A 20,287-nucleotide genomic window follows, 5' to 3' on the forward strand; every position below is an offset into this window, starting at 1 on the left:
TGAAACCCGACACGGAGCCCGGCCGGGACCCGTGTTCAGCTGCCGGTACCGTCCAGGGACGCGCTGATGCCCCAACTGATCGAGAACTGACCGCCCGGTGCCAGCCAGCGGAGGCCGTCGCCGGTGTTGAACGCGTTCGCCGGCCCGGTCATGGGCTCTATTGCGACGGCCTTGGTCCTGCCGGGGAATTGGGTGGTGACAAAAACATGGACGTACCCACAGGTCGAGTCCTGCCACAGGCTCACACTCCGGCCGTCCGGTGCGCGCAGCGTGGAGCGCGCAATCCCTCCGTCGAACGCCAGGTCCGTGTAGGCGGAATCCAGATCCAGCCCGCCGACCAGGCTCCCGGCGCGCAGATCGGCGGCGCCGGTGACCGGTTCCGTGCTCCGCGGAATGAGCCGTTCGTCCGTCACAAGCCGGGTGCCGGCGTCGACGGTGAGCGTGAGCTCCTCGCTGGGCACGTCGCCGAGGCGCAGATAGGGGTGTGAGCCCAGGACGAACGGCGCCGTCTCGTCCGAATCATTGACCAGGGTCTGCCGGACCACCAGCCCCAGGTCTTCGGCGAGTTCATAGCGGACCCGGTGCCGGACCAGGAACGGATAGCCGTGCTGCGGGAACACAGCGGCCTCGAGGGTGACGGCGAACTCGCTTTCGTCGACGAGCGCATACGCGGCGTTCCGCAGCAGACCGTGGCTGGCGTTATTGCGGGAGACTTCGGTGATATCGAGCTGGAGTTTCTTACCGTGCAGGTACCAGACCCCGTCCTCAACCCGGTTCGCCCAAGGCGCCAGCGTGACTCCGGTAGCACCAGGCGGGATTTGCGTATCGCTGTAGCTCTCGGTCAGCTGGGTGCCGCCGCGGCTGTACCAGCGCAGGCCTGCGGCCAGTTCGGTGACAACGGCGAGCGCGTCGCCACGTCGAAGTTCATATTGCCGGCCTGACGCGTAGCGCCGCACTGACGCCCCAGGGGCGCCGCCCGTGCTCGCAGCCTCCGGAGTCCGGCCGGACAGTGGTTCGCTCACATTCATGGGCTCCACGGTACAGACCGCGTGGCTGCCCGTACATCGGACCCGCCAAAGAGACCCGCCCCGGGACTGGTGCTAGGTTGATGGGGACTCAACGATCCGGATCCGGCGCCGGCGCCGGGCAAGCAGCCCGGCCGACCACCACCGGCGAAAGGCGCATCGGCATGACAGACTCCTTGGACACAGCGGAGCTCGCGGCCAGATTCCGGGCCGTCTTCGGGGCCGCGCCGGACGGCATCTGGCAGGCACCGGGCCGAGTGAACCTGATCGGCGAACACACCGATTACAACGACGGGTTCGTGCTCCCCTTCGCCATCGACAAGGCCGCCCGGGTGGCGGTCCGGATCCGGCCGGACTCGACCGTCCGCATGCTGTCCACGTTTGGAAACCAGGGAATTACGACGGCGGACACCGCTTCGCTGCATCGTAAGAGGGCGAAGGGCTGGACCAAGTATCCGCTCGGCGTCATCTGGGCGTTGCAGCAGCGCGGCCTGGCCGTCCCGGGCGATGACCTGCTGGTGGACTCAGACGTTCCCCGGGGCGCGGGCCTGTCCTCGTCACATGCTATTGAATGCGCCGTGATTTCGGCGTTGAACGACCTGACCGGTGCCGGGCTCGGAGCCGAGGACATGGTCCTCGCCACCCAGCAGGCCGAGAACGGGTTCGTCGGCGCCCCCACCGGCATCATGGACCAGTCCGCCTCACTGCGGGCCGTCGCCGGCCATGCCGTGTTCCTCGACTGCCGGGACCAGAGCATTCGCCTGATTCCCTTCGACGCACGGGGCGCCGGCCTGGTTCTGCTTGCCATCGACACCAGGGTGTCGCATTCCCACGCCGACGGCGGCTACGCCTCCCGGCGGCAATCCTGCGAACTCGGCGCCGATGTGCTCGGCGTGGGCGCCCTGCGCGACGTCGGACTGGACGATCTCACGGAGGCTGGCGGACTCCTGGACCCGGAGACGTTCCGCCGGGTGCGGCACGTGGTCACGGAGAACGACCGGGTACTGCGCACCGTTGAGTTGCTGGAAACCGCTGGCCCGGGCGCCATCGGCCCGCTGCTCGATGCCTCCCATGCCTCGATGCGGGACGATTTCGAGATCTCCTGCGCCGAGCTGGACCTCGCCGTCGACACGGCCCGCGCGGCCGGCGCCATCGGCGCCCGGATGACCGGCGGCGGTTTCGGCGGTGCCGCGATCGCACTTGTCCCCGTCGGCTCCGAGCCGCGTGTCCGCGACGCCGTTGCCGCCGCATTCGCCCGGGCCGGGTACGCCGCACCGGACATCTTCAGCGTCCGCCCCGCGGCCGGGGCCATACGGCTGGCCTAGCCGGAGCGTAGGCTGACCCTATGCCGGAAGCCGTCATCGTCTCCACTGCCAGAAGCCCGATCGGCCGCGCCTTCAAGGGGTCCCTGAAAGATGAGCGGCCTGATGATCTTGCCGCCGCCATGGTCACAGCCGCGCTGGCCCGGATTCCGGGCTTCGACGCCGCTGACACCACGGGCCGGGGCCTCGACGACCTCTATCTGGGCTGCGCCGAGCCAAGCGGTGAAGCCGGCTCAAACATGGCCCGGGTTGTCACGATCCTGACCGGCCTGGACAACGTGCCCGCCGCGACCGTCAACCGTTTCTGCGCCTCCAGCCTGCAGACCCTCCGGATGGCTTTTCACGCCATCAAAGCCGGTGAAGGACACGCCTTCGTTGCGGCAGGAGTGGAGGCCGTGTCCCGCTACCGGGACTGGGCCGGCGCCGGAGAGAGCGATGCGGACACCCACAATCCGCGCTTCGACGCCGCCTCGGAACGTACCAGGATCCGGGCGGCCTCAAATTTGCCGTGGACCGATCCGCGTCTGGGCGGGCGGATGCCGGACATTTACATCGCCATGGGGCAGACGGCGGAAAACGTCGCCACGACCTACGGCATCAGCCGGGCGGATCAGGACCAGTGGGGCGTGCTGAGCCAGAACCGGACAGAGGCGGCAATCGCCTCCGGCTTCTACGCGCGCGAAATCACCCCGTACACGCGCCGTGATGGGGCGGTGATTGACCGGGATGACTCGCCGCGGCCCGGGGTCACCCTGGAGGCGGTGAGAGACCTGTCTCCGGTCTTCCGCACTGAAGGGACCGTGACGGCGGGGAACGCCTGCCCGCTCAATGACGGGGCGGCCGCCGTCGTTGTGATGAGTGATGCGCGTGCCCGCGAGCTGGGCCTGCAGCCGCTGGCACGGATTGTGTCCACCGCGGTGAGCGCGCTGTCGCCGGAGCTGATGGGCATGGGCCCCGTCGAGGCGACGCGCAAGGCCCTCCGGCAGGCCGGACTGGCCATCGGCGACATCGACCTGGTGGAACTCAACGAGGCCTTCGCGGTCCAGGTACTCGCCTGCGCCCGGGAACTCGGTATCGCCCCTGGCCGGCTAAACGTCCACGGCGGGGCCATCGCCCTCGGACACCCGTTCGGGATGACGGGTGCCCGGATGGCCACCACACTGTTGAACGGTCTCCGGGAGCGTGATGCGGAACTGGGTCTGGCCACACTCTGCGTGGGCGGCGGCCAGGGGATGGCCGTTGTCCTGGAGCGGCTCGGCTAACGTGCGGCCCGGGTGGCCAGGCGCATGCGGGACCTGCCGTCGACGCAAGAGGGCCCCACCAATCGGTAGGGCCCTCCGGTCCGGCCTGGGCCGGGATGCGTGTCAGTCGTCGCCGCGGAGAATCGCCAGGAGGCGGATGATCTCGACGTACAGCCAGACCAGGGTCACGGTCAGACCGAACGCTGCAGTCCAGGAGAACCGCTGCGGGGCGCCGTTGCGGACGCCGGCTTCGATGCTCGTGAAGTCCATGATGAGGGAGAAGGCTGCCAGCCCGATCGCCAGCACGCCGATGAAAACACCCAGCGGGATGCCGAAGATTTCGAAACTGGTGCGCAGGCCGAAGGGGGAATCAACGGCGCCGGTCCACATCATGACCATGTTGATGAGGGCGAAGACCGCGTACCCGATCATCGCGATCATAAAGAAGCGCATGGCCTTGGGCGTGGCCCGGACCTTGCCGCTCTTGAACAGCACCAGCGTGACCGCGAACACGGACAGGGTGCCGATGACGGCCTGCAGGCCAACGCCCGGGAACATCCCATCGAGGACCCTTGTCAGGCCGCCGAGGAAGAGGCCTTCCAGCCCGGCGTACGCCAGGATCAGTGCCGGTGAGGGCTGCTTCTTGAACGTGTTGACGAGCGCCAGGACGAATCCGCCCAGCACGCCGACGATCATCAGTATCATCGCCAGGCCCTGAGCAACAACGAGGGTCACGGCTGCGCCGGCCATCAGCACGCCGAGGCAGGCCGCCGTCTTGACGATCACGTCGTCGAACGTCATCCTGCCGGTATCGGCCGGGCCGGCGGCGGGACGGTTGTACATATCCTGCAACTCGTCCTGGGACATGCCCTTCTGCCCGGCTGCCCAGCCGGTCTTGCCGTCCATGACCTGACCGGGCGCGCGTCCCGGAGCCTGACCGTAGGCGCTCTGGCCATAACCGGCCTGTCCGTACGGGTTCTGGCCATAGGGAGCAGACGGTGCCTGGGTGGCTCCACGGAAGTTCTTTCCGTTGAAGATCGGGTTTCCGCCAAGTGCCATTGCGGGTGTCCTCCAAGTAAGGGGGTTGGTGATGATCTGGTATCAGTTAAACGTTATAGCAACGCTACCAATTCCCACGCCCCGGCGGGAGGGTTAGTTCCCGCGCCCCACACGCTGCAATCCAACCGTGACCCCGCGCCAGCAACTGGCGCCCGGCTAGTGCGCTGTCCCGGTCCTCCGGGAGGTGGCCGGAGCCCGACTATCTCCAGCCAGCAGATCTGTCTGCCAGTCCCCCGCGACGTCATCCAGCCGTTTGACAGGATCGGGCCGGGGCACCGGGAGGGGTCCGGGGATCGGCGCCGGTGTCCCCGCACTCGTATTGATGATCACGTCGTCAATGTAGATGTCACCCATTTGCTGATCATGTTCAGACCCGAGCTGCACCGCGTCAGCCGGCGCTGATCGGACACTCTCCGAACTGCCTGCATAGACGGACCGCCCGTCCCACCAGATCTGGACAGAGGTTTCGGGACCGTTGGGCACCACGTGCATCACCAACCGGTGCCATGTGCCGATAGGAACATTTGAGGTCAGTGTGGTGTAAATATTGCCTTGCGGAGACGCGGTGCGGAGCACGAGCTCCCGGGTGACATTTTGGCGGAAGACGTCCAGGACCCGGACCCCTCCGGAGAAAAACCGGAAATACGGGACGTTGTTCCCGGCCATCCCCTCGCCGGCGATGTTGAACCAGCCATCCACAAATGCCTCGGTCATACCAGGCGGGAGGCTGAGCGTCATATTGGCGATCGAGCCGGGGTCTGCTGTGGCGCGGAGAACGGCAGAGCAGTTGGCCGAACGGGAAGTTTCGGAAGACACCGCCACCCTGCCGGTGCCCGCCATGGCGGGCGTGAAGCCCTCGAGGGTGCCCGCTTCGAAATTTGCCGCCGCCAGCGTCGTCCCGGGATAGGGATCAGCGGGCGGCGGAGTTCCGGCCCGGCACGCCTGCGCTCCGGCAGTCGCTGGACCGGAGCTGAGGGCCGGCAGGCCGAACAGCGCCAGCACAACAGAACCAGCCAGGCACAGCTTAAACACCCGGTTCATCGGTCGGTCCTCCACCATCGGCATCAGGCCGGAAACTCCAACCCCGCCACCGCTCCGCATCTGCAATGTTTCGTTCCCAGCACCATAGCCCCGGCACTCTTGGGAAAACCTTGAGTAACTCACCGCACCACTCGCTCAAAGGAGGCCTTCAGGCGCCGGCTTGCAGGGTTGCCCGGACCGGACACAGACCCACCGTTTAGGAATACACCGGATCAACAAAAGTTTTCTTTAGCACTACTGAAGTTTTGGATTCGCTCAACTTCACGGTTGTTATCTGATCGCGACATTTCCCCAGACCATACCGGCATTCGTCACTCATTTCGGCCTGTAGCATTGGGCGCAAAGGGTGACCAGCATCACAAATATTCCGCTCTACTGCAGGATCAAAAAGCACCGCCCGTTGGCCCCTGAACGTTCGCATCGGTTGCAAAAGACGCAACCCAGACCATCCCCCTGTGGAGGTTTTCAATTTGAGAAGCACAACGAGAGGCCTGTCGCAGCGACGGGGCGGGAGACTGCTGAAAGCCATGGGCGCCGTATTCGCCGCCGTGGCAGCACTCCTGCTCATCGTCGCGCCGGCAACCCACGCCACGACCCCCTCACCGACACCATCCCCGTCGGTTTCCCCGTCAGTATCAAACGAGACATTCACGAACAACATCAGCGGGTTCCTGCGCGGCGATGACCGCACCCCGCTGGCCGGGGTGAAGATCGCGGTCAAGGGCGAAGGCTTTACCGGTTCGACTGAATCCTCGGCGAACGGTTCATGGTCGATTGGGGTCCCCACGCAGGGGACATACGAGGTCAATCTCGACGAGTCGACTATCCCGGACGGCCGCAAGCTCGCCGACGGCCAGGAAAACCCCCGCACCGTCACGTTCAGCCAGACTTCCAACCTCTCGGTGATCTTCGCCTTCGGTGAGGGCATCGTGGTCCAGCAACAGGACTTCGGCAAGAACCTGATCAACAGGCTGGTGGCCGGGCTGAGCTTCGGCCTCCTGCTGGCTCTCGCAGCGGTAGGACTGTCCCTGATTTTCGGCACCACCGGCCTGACCAACTTCGCCCATGGCGAGATGGTGACGCTGGGCGCCGTGCTGGTCTTCGCCTTCAGCGCGATGAACCTGCCATTCTGGCTGGCCATCCTCCTCGCCGTCCTGGGAGGCGGGTTGTTCGGCTACGTCCAGGACGCAGGCCTGTGGAAGCCGCTGCGGCGGCGCGGAACAGGCCTTGTCCCCATGATGATCGTCAGTATCGGCCTGGCCCTCGCCACCCGCTACGCCATCCAGTTCTACTTCGGCGGCGCAACCCAGCAATTGCCGTTTGCGCAAAGCGCGGAAATCCAGATCGGCCCGATTTCGATTTCCCCGAACAACCTCTGGTCGCTCCTGATCAGTGCGGTTGTCATCTCAGTGCTCGGCGTCGTCCTGCTCAGGACCCGCCTCGGCAAGGCCACCCGCGCGGTGGCTGACAACCCGGCCCTGGCCGCCGCGTCAGGCATCGACGTCGATTCCGTCATCCGGATTGTCTGGATCACCGGCGGCATGCTGGCCTCCCTGGGAGGCATCCTGTGGGCCTACTACCGCCCCGGCGTCACCTTCGATATGGGTTCGCAGATCCTGCTGCTCATCTTCGCGGGCGTGACCCTTGGCGGCCTCGGCACCGTCTTCGGCGCCCTGATCGGCTCTGTCATTGTCGGCATCTTCGTGGAGCTGACCACCGTCTTCGGCCTCGCTGCCGATCTTAAGTATGTGGGGGCCCTGTTCATCATGATCGTTGTCCTCTTGTTCCGGCCGCAGGGAATCCTGGGTCGTCGCGAGCGCGTGGGTTAGGAGACAGTCATGGACTTCGGATTTATTATTTCCAATGCTGCGGGCGAGATTTTCAGCCCGACGACGGCGGCTTACGCACTCGCTGCCCTCGGCCTCGCCGTCCACTTCGGCTACTCCGGCCTGCTGAACTTCGGCCAGGCCGGTTTTATGGCCGTCGGCGCCTACGGCTTCGCCATTTCGACGCTGACCTTCAATGTGCCCTTCTTCGTCGGCCTCCTGATCGCCGTGGTACTCGCCTCGATATTTGCCCTGCTGCTGGGCATCCCGACCCTCCGGCTGCGTGCCGACTACCTCGCCATCGTGACGATTGCCTCGGCCGAAATCGTCCGCTACATCGTCACCACCAACCAGCTCACCTCGGTGACCGGCTCGGCTAACGGCCTGGCCGCCTTCGAAGGCGGATTCTACGACATGAACCCGTTCCCCGCCGGTGACTACTTCGGGATGAACAATCGGGACTTTTTCATCCGCATCGTCGGCTGGGGTCTGGTGGTTCTGTGCTGCACCCTGGTATGGCTCCTGATGCGCAGCCCGTGGGGCCGCGTTCTGAAGGGTATCCGGGAAGACGAGAACGCCGTCCGCTCGCTCGGCAAGAATGTCTACGCCTACAAGATGCAGGCGCTCGTCATCGGCGGCGTGCTCGGCGCTCTGGCGGGCATGATCTTCACTCTTCCACGCGGCGCGGTGCAGCCGGCAAACTACGGCACTGAACTGACGTTCTTCCTGTACACCTGCCTGCTGCTCGGCGGTCTCGGCACCGTCCTCGGACCCGTCATTGGCGCCATGATCTTCTGGGTGGTGCTGTCCTTGACCCAGGGCCTGCTCTTCGGGGCCATCGAGTCCGGCGCCATCACCTTCCTGAACACGGTCCAGGCCGGGCAGCTCCGCTTCATCCTCGTGGGTGTGGCTCTGATGCTGCTGATGATCTTCAGGCCGCAGGGCGTCTTTGGCAACAAGAAGGAGCTGGCATTCGCATGAGCGCGAACCCAACCGAAGAAAACATCGACTACATGACGGACACCCGTCCGATTGCCGTCGGGGACGCAGTTCCCGGCTGCAAGAAGCGGGATCCCATTGTGGTGGCCGAAAACGTGACCCGGACGTTTGGCGGCATCAACGCCGTCGACGTCGAATACCTCGAGATCCCCCGGCACAAAATCACGGCGCTGATCGGACCCAACGGGGCCGGCAAGACGACGCTCTTCAACCTGCTGACCGGGTTCGATACCCCGAATTCCGGCAAGTGGGAGTTCGAGGGTCAAAGCATCGCCGGGGTCTCGTCCTACAAGGTCGCACGCATGGGTATGGTGCGCACCTTCCAGCTCACCAAGGTGATGGGCAAGCTCACGGTTATGGAGAATATGCGCCTCGGCGCCTCCAAGCAACCCGGAGAAAGCCTGTCCAAGGCGCTCTTCAAGGGCATTTGGGGCAGCCGGGAAAAGCAGATCACCGCAGAGGCGGACGTGCTGCTGGCGAAGTTCAAGCTGGACACCAAAAAGGACGATTACGCCGCGTCGTTGTCCGGCGGCCAGCGCAAGCTGCTCGAAATGGCCCGGTCCCTGATGGTACGGCCGAAGCTCGTTATGCTCGACGAGCCCATGGCCGGTGTCAATCCGGCCCTGACCCAGTCACTGCTGGACCACATCAAGAACCTCAAGGCCGAAGGGATGACCGTGCTGTTCGTCGAGCACGACATGCACATGGTGCGCCATATCGCCGACTGGGTGGTCGTCATGGCCGAAGGCAAGATCGTGGCCGAAGGTCCACCCGGCGACGTGATGAAGAACCCTGCCGTGATCGACGCCTACCTGGGCGCGCACCACGACGTGGATCTCGGCGACACGGATGGCCTCCTCGAACTTGAAAACAACCTTGAGGCCGACGAGGAGTCGGTCGTTGGCACCGCGGACGCGGGGATCATTGCCAAGGATGTCATCATCAAGGAAACCGAGGACCGCCGGAGTACCCGCGGAAAGCACAGCCACGATGACACCACAGAGAAGGGCACAGAATGAGCGCCACCAATGCGGCGCCGGCCGCCAAGCCCCTGCCGGATGAGGATTCGGTCGTCAAAGTCACGGACCTCGTGGCCGGGTACCTTCCGGGCGTCAATATCCTCAACGGCTGCAGCATCGAGGGCCCGCAAGGGCGAACTCATCGGCATCATCGGCCCCAACGGCGCCGGCAAGTCGACACTGCTCAAGGCAATGTTCGGCCTGGTCAAGGTCCACTCAGGTTCCGTAGTGGTCCGCGGCCAGGACATCACCGGGCTCAAGGCGAACAAGCTGGTCAGCCGGGGCGTGGGCTTCGTTCCGCAAACCAACAACGTCTTCGCCGCCCTGACCATTGAGGAAAACCTCCAGATGGGCATGTTCCAGCGGCCCAAGGACTTCGCCCAGCGGTTCGACTTCGTGACCGGCCTGTTCCCCGAACTCGGCAAGCGCCGCGCCCAGCGGGCAGGTTCACTCTCGGGCGGCGAACGCCAGATGGTGGCCATGGGCCGGGCCCTGATGATGGACCCCGCCGTGCTGCTGCTTGACGAGCCATCGGCAGGCCTCTCCCCCGTCAAACAGGACGAGACCTTCCTCCGGGTTCATGAAATCAACAGGGCCGGCGTTTCGGTGATCATGGTGGAGCAGAACGCGCGCCGCTGCCTGCAGATCTGCGACCGCGGCTATGTCCTGGACCAGGGCAAGGATGCGTACACGGGCACCGGGCGTGAACTCATGAAGGATCCCAAGGTGATCCAGTTGTATCTGGGGACCCTGGCCGACACCGTCGAGTAAGACCCGCTACACGAGGGCCGTCACCATCCGGTGGCGGCCCTTTTGCGCGCCTTGGGCACCCTGCCGGGCCCGTGCCCCCTCCCCCGACGGAACCACAGCGCCACAGGGCACACGGGGCACTCATTCGGGCCGGCACGGACCGTGCACCCGTAGCCAGGGGCCCGGGTGCCCGGGTGCCCGGGGCCCGATACCGTACCTGCCCCCGCTGCCCCGGCCCCTGCCCCTTCCTCTGCCGGCGTCGAGAATATCCTGCCGGGTGTGACGCCGCAGCCAGGACAATCGCGGCGGCCCGCTCCTCCGGGCACGCAGAAGGCCCCCGTCCGCATGGACGGGGGCCCTCAACGTTGTGTCAGAAAGTGGCTTTACAGCTTGCCGAATTCTTCCTTGATGGGGGTGTAGTTGTTGTCTTCCTGGAACTCGTAGATGCCGATGTAGGCTTCCGTCGGGTCGCCTGCGTCTGAGAACGTTACGGGGCCGGACTGGCCGTCGTAATCGATGTCCTTGCCGTTACGGAGCAGAGTGACGCAGGTCGGGAAGCTGGTGCACTTCTCCCCGACTTCCGACACAGCCTTCAGCTGCGCAGCAATATCGACACCCTTGGTGCTCTGGGCGGCCTCAGCAGCCAGGGCGATCAGGTTGACGGCGTCGTAGGACTCACCACCGTAGGTGAAGTCTGTCAGGGCCGGATCAACGGCCAGCATCTTCTGCTTGAACGAGTCCTTGGCGAAGGTGCCGGGAATGGTGCCCTGGGCGCCCTTCAAGGTACCCGGCTGGAAGTCGGTGCTGTAGTTGGTCATGTTGCCGTCCACCATAAAGAGCTGCGTGGGCTTGACGCCTTTGCCCGTCATGAGCGGAACGATCGACTTCGCCTGGTCGAAGGTGATCAGGGCGATGGCGTCCGGCTTGGCAGCCACGACCTTGTCCACCTGGCTGCTGAACTGGGAATCACCCTCATTGAACAGTTCCTGGGCGACGACCTGTCCGCCGGCTGCTTCGAAAGCGGACTTGACGTTCTCCGCCAGACCTGTTCCGTAGGCGTCATTCAGGACGATCATGCCGACCGTCTGGGCGCCGCAGCTGGCCATGTAGTTGCCAAGCACTTTGCCCTGGAGCACGTCCGAGGGAGCGGTACGCCAGTACAGACCCTTGTCATCCCAGGCGGTGAAGTCCGGGGAGGTGTTGGCCGGCGAGAACATGATGGTCCCGGCACCGGTGATCTGGTTGATGACGGTCTTGGACACACCGGATGAAGCGGCGCCGATAATGGCACTGACGCCCTGGCCCAGCAGCGAGGTGGTGGACTGGGTGGCGATGTCGGTCTTGGTGTCACCGGAGTCGCGGTGAATGATTTCGACCGGCTTGCCCAGGACGCCTCCGGCCTCGTTGACTTCCTTGATGCCGAGGTTCACGCCCGCAATTTCGGGCGGGCCGAGGAAGGCCAGCGAACCGGTCGTCGGCAGGAGCGAACCCAGCTTCAAGGGTGCATCGGTGGTTGTGGTGGAGGCGGGGACAGCCCCGGCGTTAGGGGCCTCGGCGGCCGCGCTTGCCCCGGCGCCGGCCCCGGGAGCGGGGCAGGAAATCCCTGCAGCATTGACGGAGGCTGACCCGCTGGCCGTCGGAGTGGACGTGCCACCACAGGCGGTAGCCAGGAAGGTGACGCCGAGGCCAAGCGCAGTGAGCTTGGCGATGCGGGGCGCCACCTGGGGGAGTGAAGTCATGTACAGTCTCCTCGATCGAAAGGTACGAACGCCTTTGACACGAAAGATCAGGTGTTCCTGATTCCATCTCAAGCTAGTGCAATTTCGACGCGAAAATAAGTGAGTACGGTCACATCCTCATAACAGTCGTTGCATAGAGGAAATCTGGCACCGGAATTGGTCCGGGTGGGCCGATACAACCACTCCGCGGACGCCCAACACCGCGTCCCGCGGCACAACTCACGGCACAGCTACAGTGCCCCAGGTGGGACTCGAACCCACAACACGCGGATTTTAAGTCCGCTGCCTCTGCCAATTGGGCTACTGGGGCGCCCGGTCCATGGTATCCCGCCGCAGGCCGGCTAGTTGTTTGCCAACGGCCCGGCGTAGCGAAAGGATCCGCTGACCCCGCCGGGCCAGACAGCCAGGGGCAGCAGCTGGAAATGCCCGGCCCAGGACGGTTCCGGCGGCTCCACTCCGAGGGTGACAGAGGGGACGAACCCAAAGCGGGCGTAGAACTCCGGGCTGCCCAGCAGTGCGATCCCCCGCTCCCCCGCCGCATTAGCCCGGACGACTGTTTCTTTGACGAGCGCAGTGCCGATACCGTGGCGCTGAAGCCGCGGGACAACTCCGATAGGGCCGAGGCCCAGCAGTTCCAGCTCCCCCACCCAGCCTCTCGTGCTGATCACATGGCCGACGATCTGGCCGTCGAGTTCCGCGACAATACTGAATTCCGGCAGGTATTCCGCACACTCGAAGAGCCGGGCCAGCAGCTTGACTTCCTTGGGCTCGCCCTCGACCGGCAGCCCCGTCTCGGGCGAAACCGCAAAGGCAGCGGCTGTGAGCGCCAGAATTGCCGGACGGTCAGCGGGTGTCTCCGAGCGCAGTACAGGTTTCTGGGCGGGCCGCTGCCTGCCGGCATCTTCCGCCAGCTCGTGCAGGGCTTCGAGCGCCCGGTCGACGTCTGCCACGGGCACCAGGAGATGGTCGTGGTGAAACCCGGCGAGGACATTGCAGCTGATCTTCGCAGCGGTCAGGGCCGCACTGACCGCCGCCGTCAGGCCAACGGCTTCCAGCGCCGAATGCACCTCCAAGGTGATCCAGGCCCCGACAAAGTCGTACGACAGACCCAAGCCGTCCGCCTCGGACCGCGGCATAACCACGGTCAGTCCCTCAGCTTCTCTGACCGCTGCCTCGACTCCCCCGGCCAACGGTCTGCCGTGCGGCCACAGCACGTAAACGAACTCTCCGTCCCGGCGGACGGGATGCATGGTGGCCAGCAGGGTGCGGAGGTCCTTTTCACCTGTCGTCATGGAGCCAGTCTAGGCGCAGCCCCGTGTGCGCGGCGGCGGGCGGCAGCGGCAACAGAGGCCCGCCAACGGCAGCGGCGGCCGCTCCCCATGGGGAACGGCCGCCGCAAGCCAATGCTTCAGACTATTTGGAGTCTGCCGTGACACGTTCCGCGGAACCGGCAGCCCTGGGCTGCTTCGCGGCGGGAGCGGCGGCCGGCTTCGGAGCCGGTGTCGCCGCGGCCACGAAAGCACCGCGGGGGTTGTCCAGATCGATCAGCTGCGTGGTGTCGCGGCCCATAAGGAAGATCAGGATCCAGTTCATGATGACGCGGATCTTACGCTCGAAGGTGGGCATCGCGAAGCCGTGGTAGCCGCGGTGCGCGAGCCAGGCCAGCGGTCCCTTCAGCCCGATCCGGCCGAGGATGTTGATGTTCGCAACACCCTTCCACTCGCCGAAGCCGGCGACGGCGCCCAGGTTCTTGTGCTTGTAGTCCTTGAGTTCCTTGTCCCAGCGCGAGGCCCACAGGTTCTTGGCGAGGCGCTTGGCCTGGCGCAGAGCGTGCTGGGCGTTCGGGACGCACGTGCCGTCCGGCAGGCCGCTGCCGCTGAGGTCCGGCACGGCCGCGACATCGCCGGCGGCCCAGGCGTTCGGAATGATGCCTTCGTCGCCGGCGATCCGCAGGTCCGCCAGGACGCGGACGCGGCCGCGCGGTTCGAGCGGGAAGTCGGTGGAGCGGACCATCGGGTTCGCCTGCACACCGGCAGTCCAGACGAGGGTATCGGCCTCGAAGTCCTGGGCCAGCGACTTGTCCGGCAGGTTGATGAGCTTCAGGGACCCCTCGGCGTTGTCCAGTGAGGTGTTGAGCAGGACCTCGATGCCGCGGCTGCGCAGGTGTTCAACAACCCACTCGGCCTGGCTGGCCGTGACCTCGGGCATGATGCGGCCCATGGCCTCGACGAGGACGAAGCGGACTTCCTCCTGCTTGACGCGCGGGTTGTTTTTGACCGCCGCGCGGGCGAGGTCTTCCATTTCGGTGATGCATTCGATGCCGGCGAAGCCGCCGCCGACAACCACGAAAGTCAGGGCGCGAGCACGCTCGGCGGGGTCGGTCATGGACGACGCAACCTCGATGCGGTCCAGGACGCTGTTGCGCAGGGCAACGGCTTCCTCAATGGTCTTGAGGCCGATTCCCTTCTCAGCCAGTCCCTTGATGGGGAAGGTGCGGGTGATGGCGCCGGCTGCGATGACGACGTCGAAGTACGGAACCTCGAAGTTGTCGCCGCCGTCTGCGGGGGCAACCACAGCAGTGCGGTTGGCATGGTCGATCGAGGTGACGCGGCCCTGAAGGAGTTCAGTCTGCTTCAAGTGCTGGCGGTGCGAGACCACGGCGTGGCGCGCTTCGATGTTGCCGCCGGCAACTTCCGGCAGGAAGGGCTGGTAGGTCATGTAGGGCAGGGGATCCACGAGGGTGACGATGCCACCGGCATTCGCGATCTTCTTCTGCAGTTTGAGGGCCACATACAGGCCGACGTAGCCGCCGCCGACGACGAGCACGCGGGGACGGTCCAGGAGTTGAGGGGAGGAAGCCATACAGTAAGAATACAGTAGTTTGTGAAAAACTTCACTAACTAGTGCCGGTCACGGCTGCCTGCCGTATCGAGCACTCCTGTGTCCCCCGCGCCGGTCGCGGCCGGCGGGTTCCGGAGTGCGCGCCGCAGGTGGAAACCGGCGGCGCCGACGATGCCGAGCAGGAGGCTCCCGAACCCCAGGACAACGAGGGCAGGCACGGCGTCATCCAGCGGCGACGGGGCTTGTGCAACCGGGACGGTTGGCTCCGGCAGGGTGGGCGCGACGTCCGACGGTGCCGGGGCTGCCGAGGCCGCGCTCGTCTCCGCGTTTCCGCGCCGGTGGACCCGGATCCAGTCCGACATCGAACCCAGCGGGTTGACCTTCGTCTCGGGAACGTCCGCCTTGAGCGCGGCTTCCGCGTCCAGGACACCGTAGCCATACAGCGGGTCCTTTCCCGGCACCCCGGCGTCCCTGGCGGTGCTGACGATCCTGTTGATGACCTGCTTCGCCGTCATCTCCGGCCATTTGGAACGGATCAGTGCTGCCACACCGGCAACAATGGGGGTGGCTCCCGAGGTCCCGGCCCAATCGGCATAACCACCGCCAGGCAATCCCCCGACCAGATCCTCGGCCGGCGCTGCTACGCCGATACTGATGCCTTGCGAGGAGGAATCGATGCTGGCGGTCCCCCGCCGGCTCAGTCCTGCCACGGTCAGCACTCCGGGAATCGTGGCAGGGGCGCCGACCTGTACGTTGCCGCCCACGCGGTTGCCCGCTGCAGCGACGATCACAACGTCCTTCTGCTCCGCGTACAGGAACGCCGCGTCCCAGCTCTGTGGCCATTCCGGCGAGGTACTGCCCAACGAAATGTTGATGACCCGTGCGCCGTTGTCGACGGCCCACCGCACGGCCTCGGGAATCTGTTCCTGGTCCGTCTTGCCGCCGGGGTTGTCCGATCCCAGCCAGGTCGAGACGGACAGCAGCTGGGCTTCCGGGGCGACGCCGACGAGCCCGTCGGGCCCCCGGGGAGGAGGATGGACTGGCGCTGGCGCTGGGGCTGGCGCTGGGACTGGCTTTGGCGCTGGCAGGCCGGTGGCCGCGACCGGCCAGCAGCGTCGCCACCAGCGTCCCGTGCTCGGGCTTGGCGCCGATACTCAGGCGCCCGTCGGGGCTGCCGGCACCGGACATGTCGGAGCCCCCTGCCAGGACCCCCGCCAGATCCGGGTGCGTGCCGTCCACGCCGCTGTCGATGACAGCGATCTTGACGTTGGCACCCTTGGAGACCTCCCAGGCCTTGGTGATGCCTGACTCGGCGAGCCAGTACTGCTTGTCGCGCCAACTGTCGGCCTGCGCGGCCGGGGCAGCGGTCAGGGCCGCCATGAACGTGCCCGCCGCCACAGCCAGGGCCATCAACGCGGAGACGGTCCGGCCGGGCCGGGCTGTTGCTCTGGTCATTCAGGTCCTTTTGCGGTTCGGCTGGTGGCTCTGCCGTGATGGCCGGCTGACGCGCCGTCAGCTGATGCTAAGGGCGATTCCGTCAAGAATATCGTGTTCGCTGGTGACTGCTGTCGCGATCCGGCCGCCGGTGGCTTCGGCCAGGCGCTCCAGAACCCGACGCCAAATGAGTCCACCGGCTCCGATCACGTCCACCCGGCCGGGGTGCATGTAGGGCAGGGCCGCCCGGCTTTCGCGGGTCATTGCGAGGAGATCTGTGCAGGCGTCGCGGCCGGCATCAAGTCCCAGTTCGGTGCCGTGGATTGCCTCCGGAGAGTACTCCGGCAGCCGCAATGCATGGGCCGTGATGGTGGTGACGGAGCCTGCCACGCCGACCACGACCGCGGTGCGTTCCAGCGGGACGGTCAGTGCCGCCTCGCTGATCGCGGCGTCGACGTCGGCCTCTGCCGCCTGGATTTGCGCAGCGGTGGGCGGGTCGCTGCGCAGGTGCCGTTCTGTCATTCGGACGCAGCCGACGTCGACGGACCGGGCCGCAATGACGCCGTCGGCGTTGCCCACTACGAACTCGGTGCTGCCGCCGCCAAGATCGACGACCAGGACCAGGTCCCCTCCCCGCGACGGCAGGACGCTGCTGGCGCCGGCAAAGGACAGGGCTGCTTCCTCATCGCCGGTTATCACCTCCGGCTCCACGCCCAGGAGATCGCGGATCCCGTCAACAAAAACTTGCCGGTTGCGGGCATCGCGGGTCGCGGAGGTGGCGACAAAACGCACCTTCCCCGCGCCGTGCTCGCGGATCATGGCAGCATAATCCGCGGCGGCGGCGAACGTGCGGTCAAGGGCGTCCCGGGAGAGTTCTCCGGTAGCATCCACGCCCTGCCCCAGCCGGACGACGCGCATTTCGCGCACGACGTCGGTCAGACGCGGAGTGCCGCCGTCGGCGTCGATGTCCGCGATCAGGAGCCGGATGGAGTTGGTGCCGCAGTCGATGGCGGCGACGCGGCTCACTGGCCTGCTCCGGAGCTATCGGCAGTTCCGGCGCTGGTCTTGCGGACCGGGGCCGGTCGTCCGACAATGGCCGGCAGGCCTTGCGGCCCGTGCCGGCTGAGGTCCCGCGACGGAGCCTCTCCCCCGGTGTCCCAGGCGCCGTCGCAATAGCACCGGTCGGCAGTCCACCATTCGGCGATGGCCGCGACCGCTTCATCGCCGAGCGGGTTGACGCCCGGTCCGGCGGCGAGGGAATGGCCGACGAGGACGTGCAGGCATTTGACCCGGGCCGGCATCCCGCCGGCGGAGATTCCGTCGATTTCGGGGACGGCTCCGATCCCGGCACGGGCACCGATCCCGGCCCGGGTGGCGAGGTAGGCCTCGTGGGCGCCGCGGTAACCGGCGGCCAGATCGGCGTCGGCGCCCAGGCGCTCGTTCATCTCGTTCATCAGGCCGGCGGCTTCCAGCCGTGAGACGGCGGAGGTGATGACCGGATGGGTCAGGTAGAACGTGGTGGGAAACGGGGTGCCGTTTCCCAGCCGGGGTGAGGTGGCGGCTACGAGCGGGTTGCCACATACGCAGCGCGCCGGAATTTCTACGACGTCCCGGACGGGGCGTCCCAGTTGGCGGCTCAGGACGTCGAGGTCGTGTGGCGACGGCCGTCGGGATCCTTCCGCGGTGCCTGCCGTGTTCTCATCCGCCGGGTCCGCTGCGGCGGTGGGCTCTGGCGATTGGTTCTCGTCCACTGGCGTGGCACCTTCCTGCCCTGTGGAGGATCGTCCGGGGACGATCCGGCGGCGGGCGCCGCTTCTAGTCTGTTGCCGACCGCCTGATGGACTCCCACAGGGTGTCCACCCAGGGCAGGTTGGCTGGGTCTTGGGCTGTTGCTGCCGCGGCCGCGCTTCCGGACTCCGTGGCAGGAAGATCGCTGCCGAAGACCCAGTAGCCCGTCTCTCCGGGCATAACCATGTTAATGCGGTTGCGCGCCTGCTGCTTGACGTAGTTGGGGTCCTGCCACCGCGAGACCTCGCGTTTAAGGTCGTCCCGGGTGGCTTGTTTGTCCGCGATGTCGGCCTCGAGAGCGGCGATCTCAGCACGTTTGTCGACGAAAATCTTTACGGTGGGCGCCAGCAGGATAGTGATGGCAATCATAACGACGCCGAGTGCCAGGAGCCGTCCGGAGAACGCCTTGGCGGGGACGGGCTCGAGGTTTTCCCCGGCGGTGTCCCCTCCGGCGGCGGTTTTGGCGGTCCCGTTGCGGCCAGGCAGACCATTGCCGGGCCGGCGGGACGTGGTTTTTCCCGATGCCGATTTGCCGGCTCCCCGTTTGCCGGGCTTCGGGTTGCCGGATGCCGGCGGCGGGGATTGCACCTCATGGTTTGTGCCCGGGGCGGGTGCGCCGCCGAAGTCGGCCTCGATGACGTCGCCGCCGCCGTCCGCAGCCACTGACTCTGCCTCTGACGCCGCGGGCGTAGCCCGGGGGACCTTGGGACGGCGGGTGGCCATGTCACTCCTGTAATGCCCGGTCCCTGCCGGGCTGGGGTTGCTGCTTCCACGCTGGCGTCCATGGCTGGGACCGGGTCCGCCGGGCGGGTTCGCCGGCCGGGGGCCGGTGCGCCAGCGGCTAAAACAGAACCGGTGGCCATGGTCTTTCAACCATAGCCACCGGTTACCGGTTTGTGGTGCTTCTAGCCCTTGAAACGCGGGAAGGCGCTGCGGCCGGCGTAGCGTGCGGCGTCATCGAGTTCCTCTTCAATGCGCAGCAGCTGGTTGTACTTCGCGACGCGCTCTGAGCGGGCCGGTGCGCCGGTCTTGATCTGACCGGCGTTGGTGGCAACGGCGATGTCGGCGATGGTGGTGTCCTCGGTCTCGCCGGAGCGGTGCGAGGTGATGGTGGTGTAGCCGGCGCGCTGCGCGAGCGAAACGGCGTCCAGGGTCTCGGTCAGGGAACCGATCTGGTTGACCTTGACCAGCAGCGAGTTGGCGGTGCGTGAGTCAATGCCGGTCTGCAGGCGCTCCGGGTTGGTGACGAAGAGGTCGTCGCCAACAATCTGGACCTTGTCGCCGACGGCGTCGGTAAGGGTCTTCCAGCCGTCCCAGTCGTTCTCGTCCAGCGGATCTTCAATGGAAACCAGCGGGTAGTCGGCAACGAGTTCGGCGTAGTACGCGCTCATCTCGGCGGCGCTGAGGGACTTGCCCTCGAACTGATAGGCACCGTCCTTGTAGAACTCGGAGGAGGCAACATCCAGGGCCAGGGCGATGTCCTTGCCCGGGGTGTAGCCGGCGTTCTTAATCGCTTCCTGGATCAGGTCCAGGGCTGCACGGTTGGAGGGCAGGTTCGGGGCGAAGCCGCCCTCGTCGCCGAGGCCGGTCGACAGGCCCTTGGCCTGCAGGACTGCCTTGAGCTCGTGGTAAACCTCGACGCCCCAGCGAAGGCCTTCGGAGAAGGTGTCCGCACCGAGCGGCACAATCATGAATTCCTGGATGTCAACATCGGAGTCGGCATGCGAGCCGCCGTTGAGGATGTTCATCAGCGGCACGGGCAGGACGTGGGCGTTCGGGCCGCCCAGGTACTTGTAGAGCGGCAGATCCGCGGAGGCGGCTGCGGCGTTGGCCACGGCCAGGGACACGCCCAGGATGGCATTGGCGCCGAGCTTGGACTTGTTGGCGGTGCCGTCCAGGTCGATCATGGACTGATCGATGCTGCGCTGGTCGGTGGCGTCGAAGCCGATCAGAGCCGGGGCGATCTGGTCGATGACGGCATCGACGGCCTTCTGGACACCCTTGCCGAGGTAGCGGCCCTTGTCACCGTCCCGGAGTTCAACGGCCTCGTGCTCGCCGGTGGAGGCTCCGGAAGGTACTGCTGCGCGGCCGATCTGGCCGTCCGAGAGCAGGACTTCAACTTCTACGGTCGGGTTGCCACGGGAATCGAGGATCTCGCGGGCGTGAATGGCATCGATAAGCGCCATGGAAAAGCTCCTTTGGG

Annotated in this window: 15 protein-coding genes, 1 tRNA gene and 2 pseudogenes; 6 read left to right on the forward strand and 12 right to left on the reverse strand. The window is 66.1% G+C overall.

Annotated features, from left to right (window positions below):
* Positions 1 to 35 precede the first annotated feature (35 nt).
* Entirely contained in the window at positions 36 to 956 is a 921-nt protein-coding gene (locus KY499_RS06995; protein ID WP_375141138.1) for an aldose 1-epimerase family protein, read from the reverse strand.
* Between the two features lie 233 nt (positions 957 to 1,189).
* On the opposite strand from KY499_RS06995, the gene galK reads away from it, so the two are divergent.
* Both galK and KY499_RS07005 read left to right on the forward strand, forming a co-directional pair.
* Positions 1,190 to 2,350: a galactokinase gene (gene galK, locus KY499_RS07000; RefSeq protein WP_219886618.1), complete on the forward strand. Its 1,161-nt coding sequence runs from the start codon at positions 1,190 to 1,192 to the stop codon at positions 2,348 to 2,350.
* A 20-nt stretch (positions 2,351 to 2,370) separates the two neighbouring features.
* Positions 2,371 to 3,609: an acetyl-CoA C-acetyltransferase gene (locus KY499_RS07005; protein ID WP_219886619.1), complete on the forward strand. Its 1,239-nt coding sequence runs from the start codon at positions 2,371 to 2,373 to the stop codon at positions 3,607 to 3,609.
* A 102-nt stretch (positions 3,610 to 3,711) separates the two neighbouring features.
* On the opposite strand, the gene KY499_RS07010 is transcribed toward KY499_RS07005, so the two are convergent.
* Both KY499_RS07010 and KY499_RS07015 read right to left on the reverse strand, forming a co-directional pair.
* A complete protein-coding gene (locus KY499_RS07010) occupies positions 3,712 to 4,647 on the reverse strand; it encodes a Bax inhibitor-1/YccA family protein (RefSeq protein ID WP_219886620.1) in 936 nt (311 codons plus the stop codon).
* Between the two features lie 156 nt (positions 4,648 to 4,803).
* Entirely contained in the window at positions 4,804 to 5,688 is an 885-nt protein-coding gene (locus tag KY499_RS07015; RefSeq protein ID WP_219886621.1) for a hypothetical protein, read from the reverse strand.
* A 527-nt stretch (positions 5,689 to 6,215) separates the two neighbouring features.
* On the opposite strand from KY499_RS07015, the gene KY499_RS07020 reads away from it, so the two are divergent.
* From KY499_RS07020 to KY499_RS07035, 4 genes and pseudogenes are all read left to right on the forward strand, one after another.
* On the forward strand, positions 6,216 to 7,517 hold the full coding sequence (locus KY499_RS07020; protein ID WP_219886622.1) for a branched-chain amino acid ABC transporter permease: 1,302 nt from the start codon (positions 6,216 to 6,218) through the stop codon (positions 7,515 to 7,517).
* Between the two features lie 9 nt (positions 7,518 to 7,526).
* The gene (locus KY499_RS07025; protein WP_219886623.1) at positions 7,527 to 8,495 is read left to right on the forward strand and encodes a branched-chain amino acid ABC transporter permease; all 969 of its coding nucleotides are present in this window, start codon (positions 7,527 to 7,529) and stop codon (positions 8,493 to 8,495) included.
* The gene (locus KY499_RS07030) at positions 8,492 to 9,532 is read left to right on the forward strand and encodes an ABC transporter ATP-binding protein (protein ID WP_219886624.1); all 1,041 of its coding nucleotides are present in this window, start codon (positions 8,492 to 8,494) and stop codon (positions 9,530 to 9,532) included. The genes KY499_RS07025 and KY499_RS07030 overlap by 4 nt, the downstream gene beginning before the upstream one ends.
* Positions 9,529 to 10,303 (forward strand): annotated as a pseudogene (locus tag KY499_RS07035) (ABC transporter ATP-binding protein). The gene KY499_RS07030 and the pseudogene KY499_RS07035 overlap by 4 nt, the downstream one beginning before the upstream one ends.
* Positions 10,304 to 10,665: 362 nt before the next feature.
* Here the strand turns inward: KY499_RS07035 and KY499_RS07040 are convergent.
* From KY499_RS07040 to eno, 9 genes and pseudogenes are all read right to left on the reverse strand, one after another.
* Entirely contained in the window at positions 10,666 to 12,021 is a 1,356-nt protein-coding gene (locus KY499_RS07040) for an ABC transporter substrate-binding protein (RefSeq protein WP_219886625.1), read from the reverse strand.
* Positions 12,022 to 12,257: 236 nt separating this feature from the next.
* Positions 12,258 to 12,331, reverse strand: a tRNA-Leu gene (locus KY499_RS07045).
* Positions 12,332 to 12,362: 31 nt separating this feature from the next.
* Positions 12,363 to 13,313: an N-acetyltransferase gene (locus tag KY499_RS07050; protein WP_219886626.1), complete on the reverse strand. Its 951-nt coding sequence runs from the start codon at positions 13,311 to 13,313 to the stop codon at positions 12,363 to 12,365.
* A gap of 121 nt (positions 13,314 to 13,434) precedes the next feature.
* Positions 13,435 to 14,883, reverse strand: coding sequence for an NAD(P)/FAD-dependent oxidoreductase (locus KY499_RS07055; RefSeq protein WP_219886627.1), 1,449 nt, complete (start codon positions 14,881 to 14,883; stop codon positions 13,435 to 13,437).
* Between the two features lie 38 nt (positions 14,884 to 14,921).
* Positions 14,922 to 16,317 (reverse strand): annotated as a pseudogene (locus KY499_RS07060) (S8 family serine peptidase).
* Positions 16,318 to 16,374: 57 nt separating this feature from the next.
* Positions 16,375 to 17,322, reverse strand: a complete 948-nt coding sequence (locus KY499_RS07065) for an exopolyphosphatase (protein ID WP_219886628.1) — start codon at positions 17,320 to 17,322, stop codon at positions 16,375 to 16,377.
* Positions 17,319 to 18,047, reverse strand: coding sequence for a DUF501 domain-containing protein (locus tag KY499_RS07070; protein WP_258191003.1), 729 nt, complete (start codon positions 18,045 to 18,047; stop codon positions 17,319 to 17,321). Before KY499_RS07070 ends, KY499_RS07065 begins: the two co-directional genes overlap by 4 nt.
* A 64-nt stretch (positions 18,048 to 18,111) precedes the next feature.
* Complete coding sequence (locus KY499_RS07075) at positions 18,112 to 18,807, reverse strand: septum formation initiator family protein (RefSeq protein WP_123254314.1); 696 nt, start codon at positions 18,805 to 18,807, stop codon at positions 18,112 to 18,114.
* A gap of 182 nt (positions 18,808 to 18,989) precedes the next feature.
* Positions 18,990 to 20,270 carry a phosphopyruvate hydratase gene (gene eno, locus KY499_RS07080; RefSeq protein WP_123254313.1) on the reverse strand — a complete coding sequence of 427 codons (1,281 nt, stop codon included), beginning with the start codon at positions 20,268 to 20,270 and terminating at the stop codon, positions 18,990 to 18,992.
* Positions 20,271 to 20,287 lie beyond the last annotated feature (17 nt).

Source organism: Arthrobacter sp. PAMC25284, from assembly GCF_019443425.1.
Classification (GTDB): Bacteria; Actinomycetota; Actinomycetes; order Actinomycetales; family Micrococcaceae; genus Arthrobacter; species Arthrobacter oryzae_A.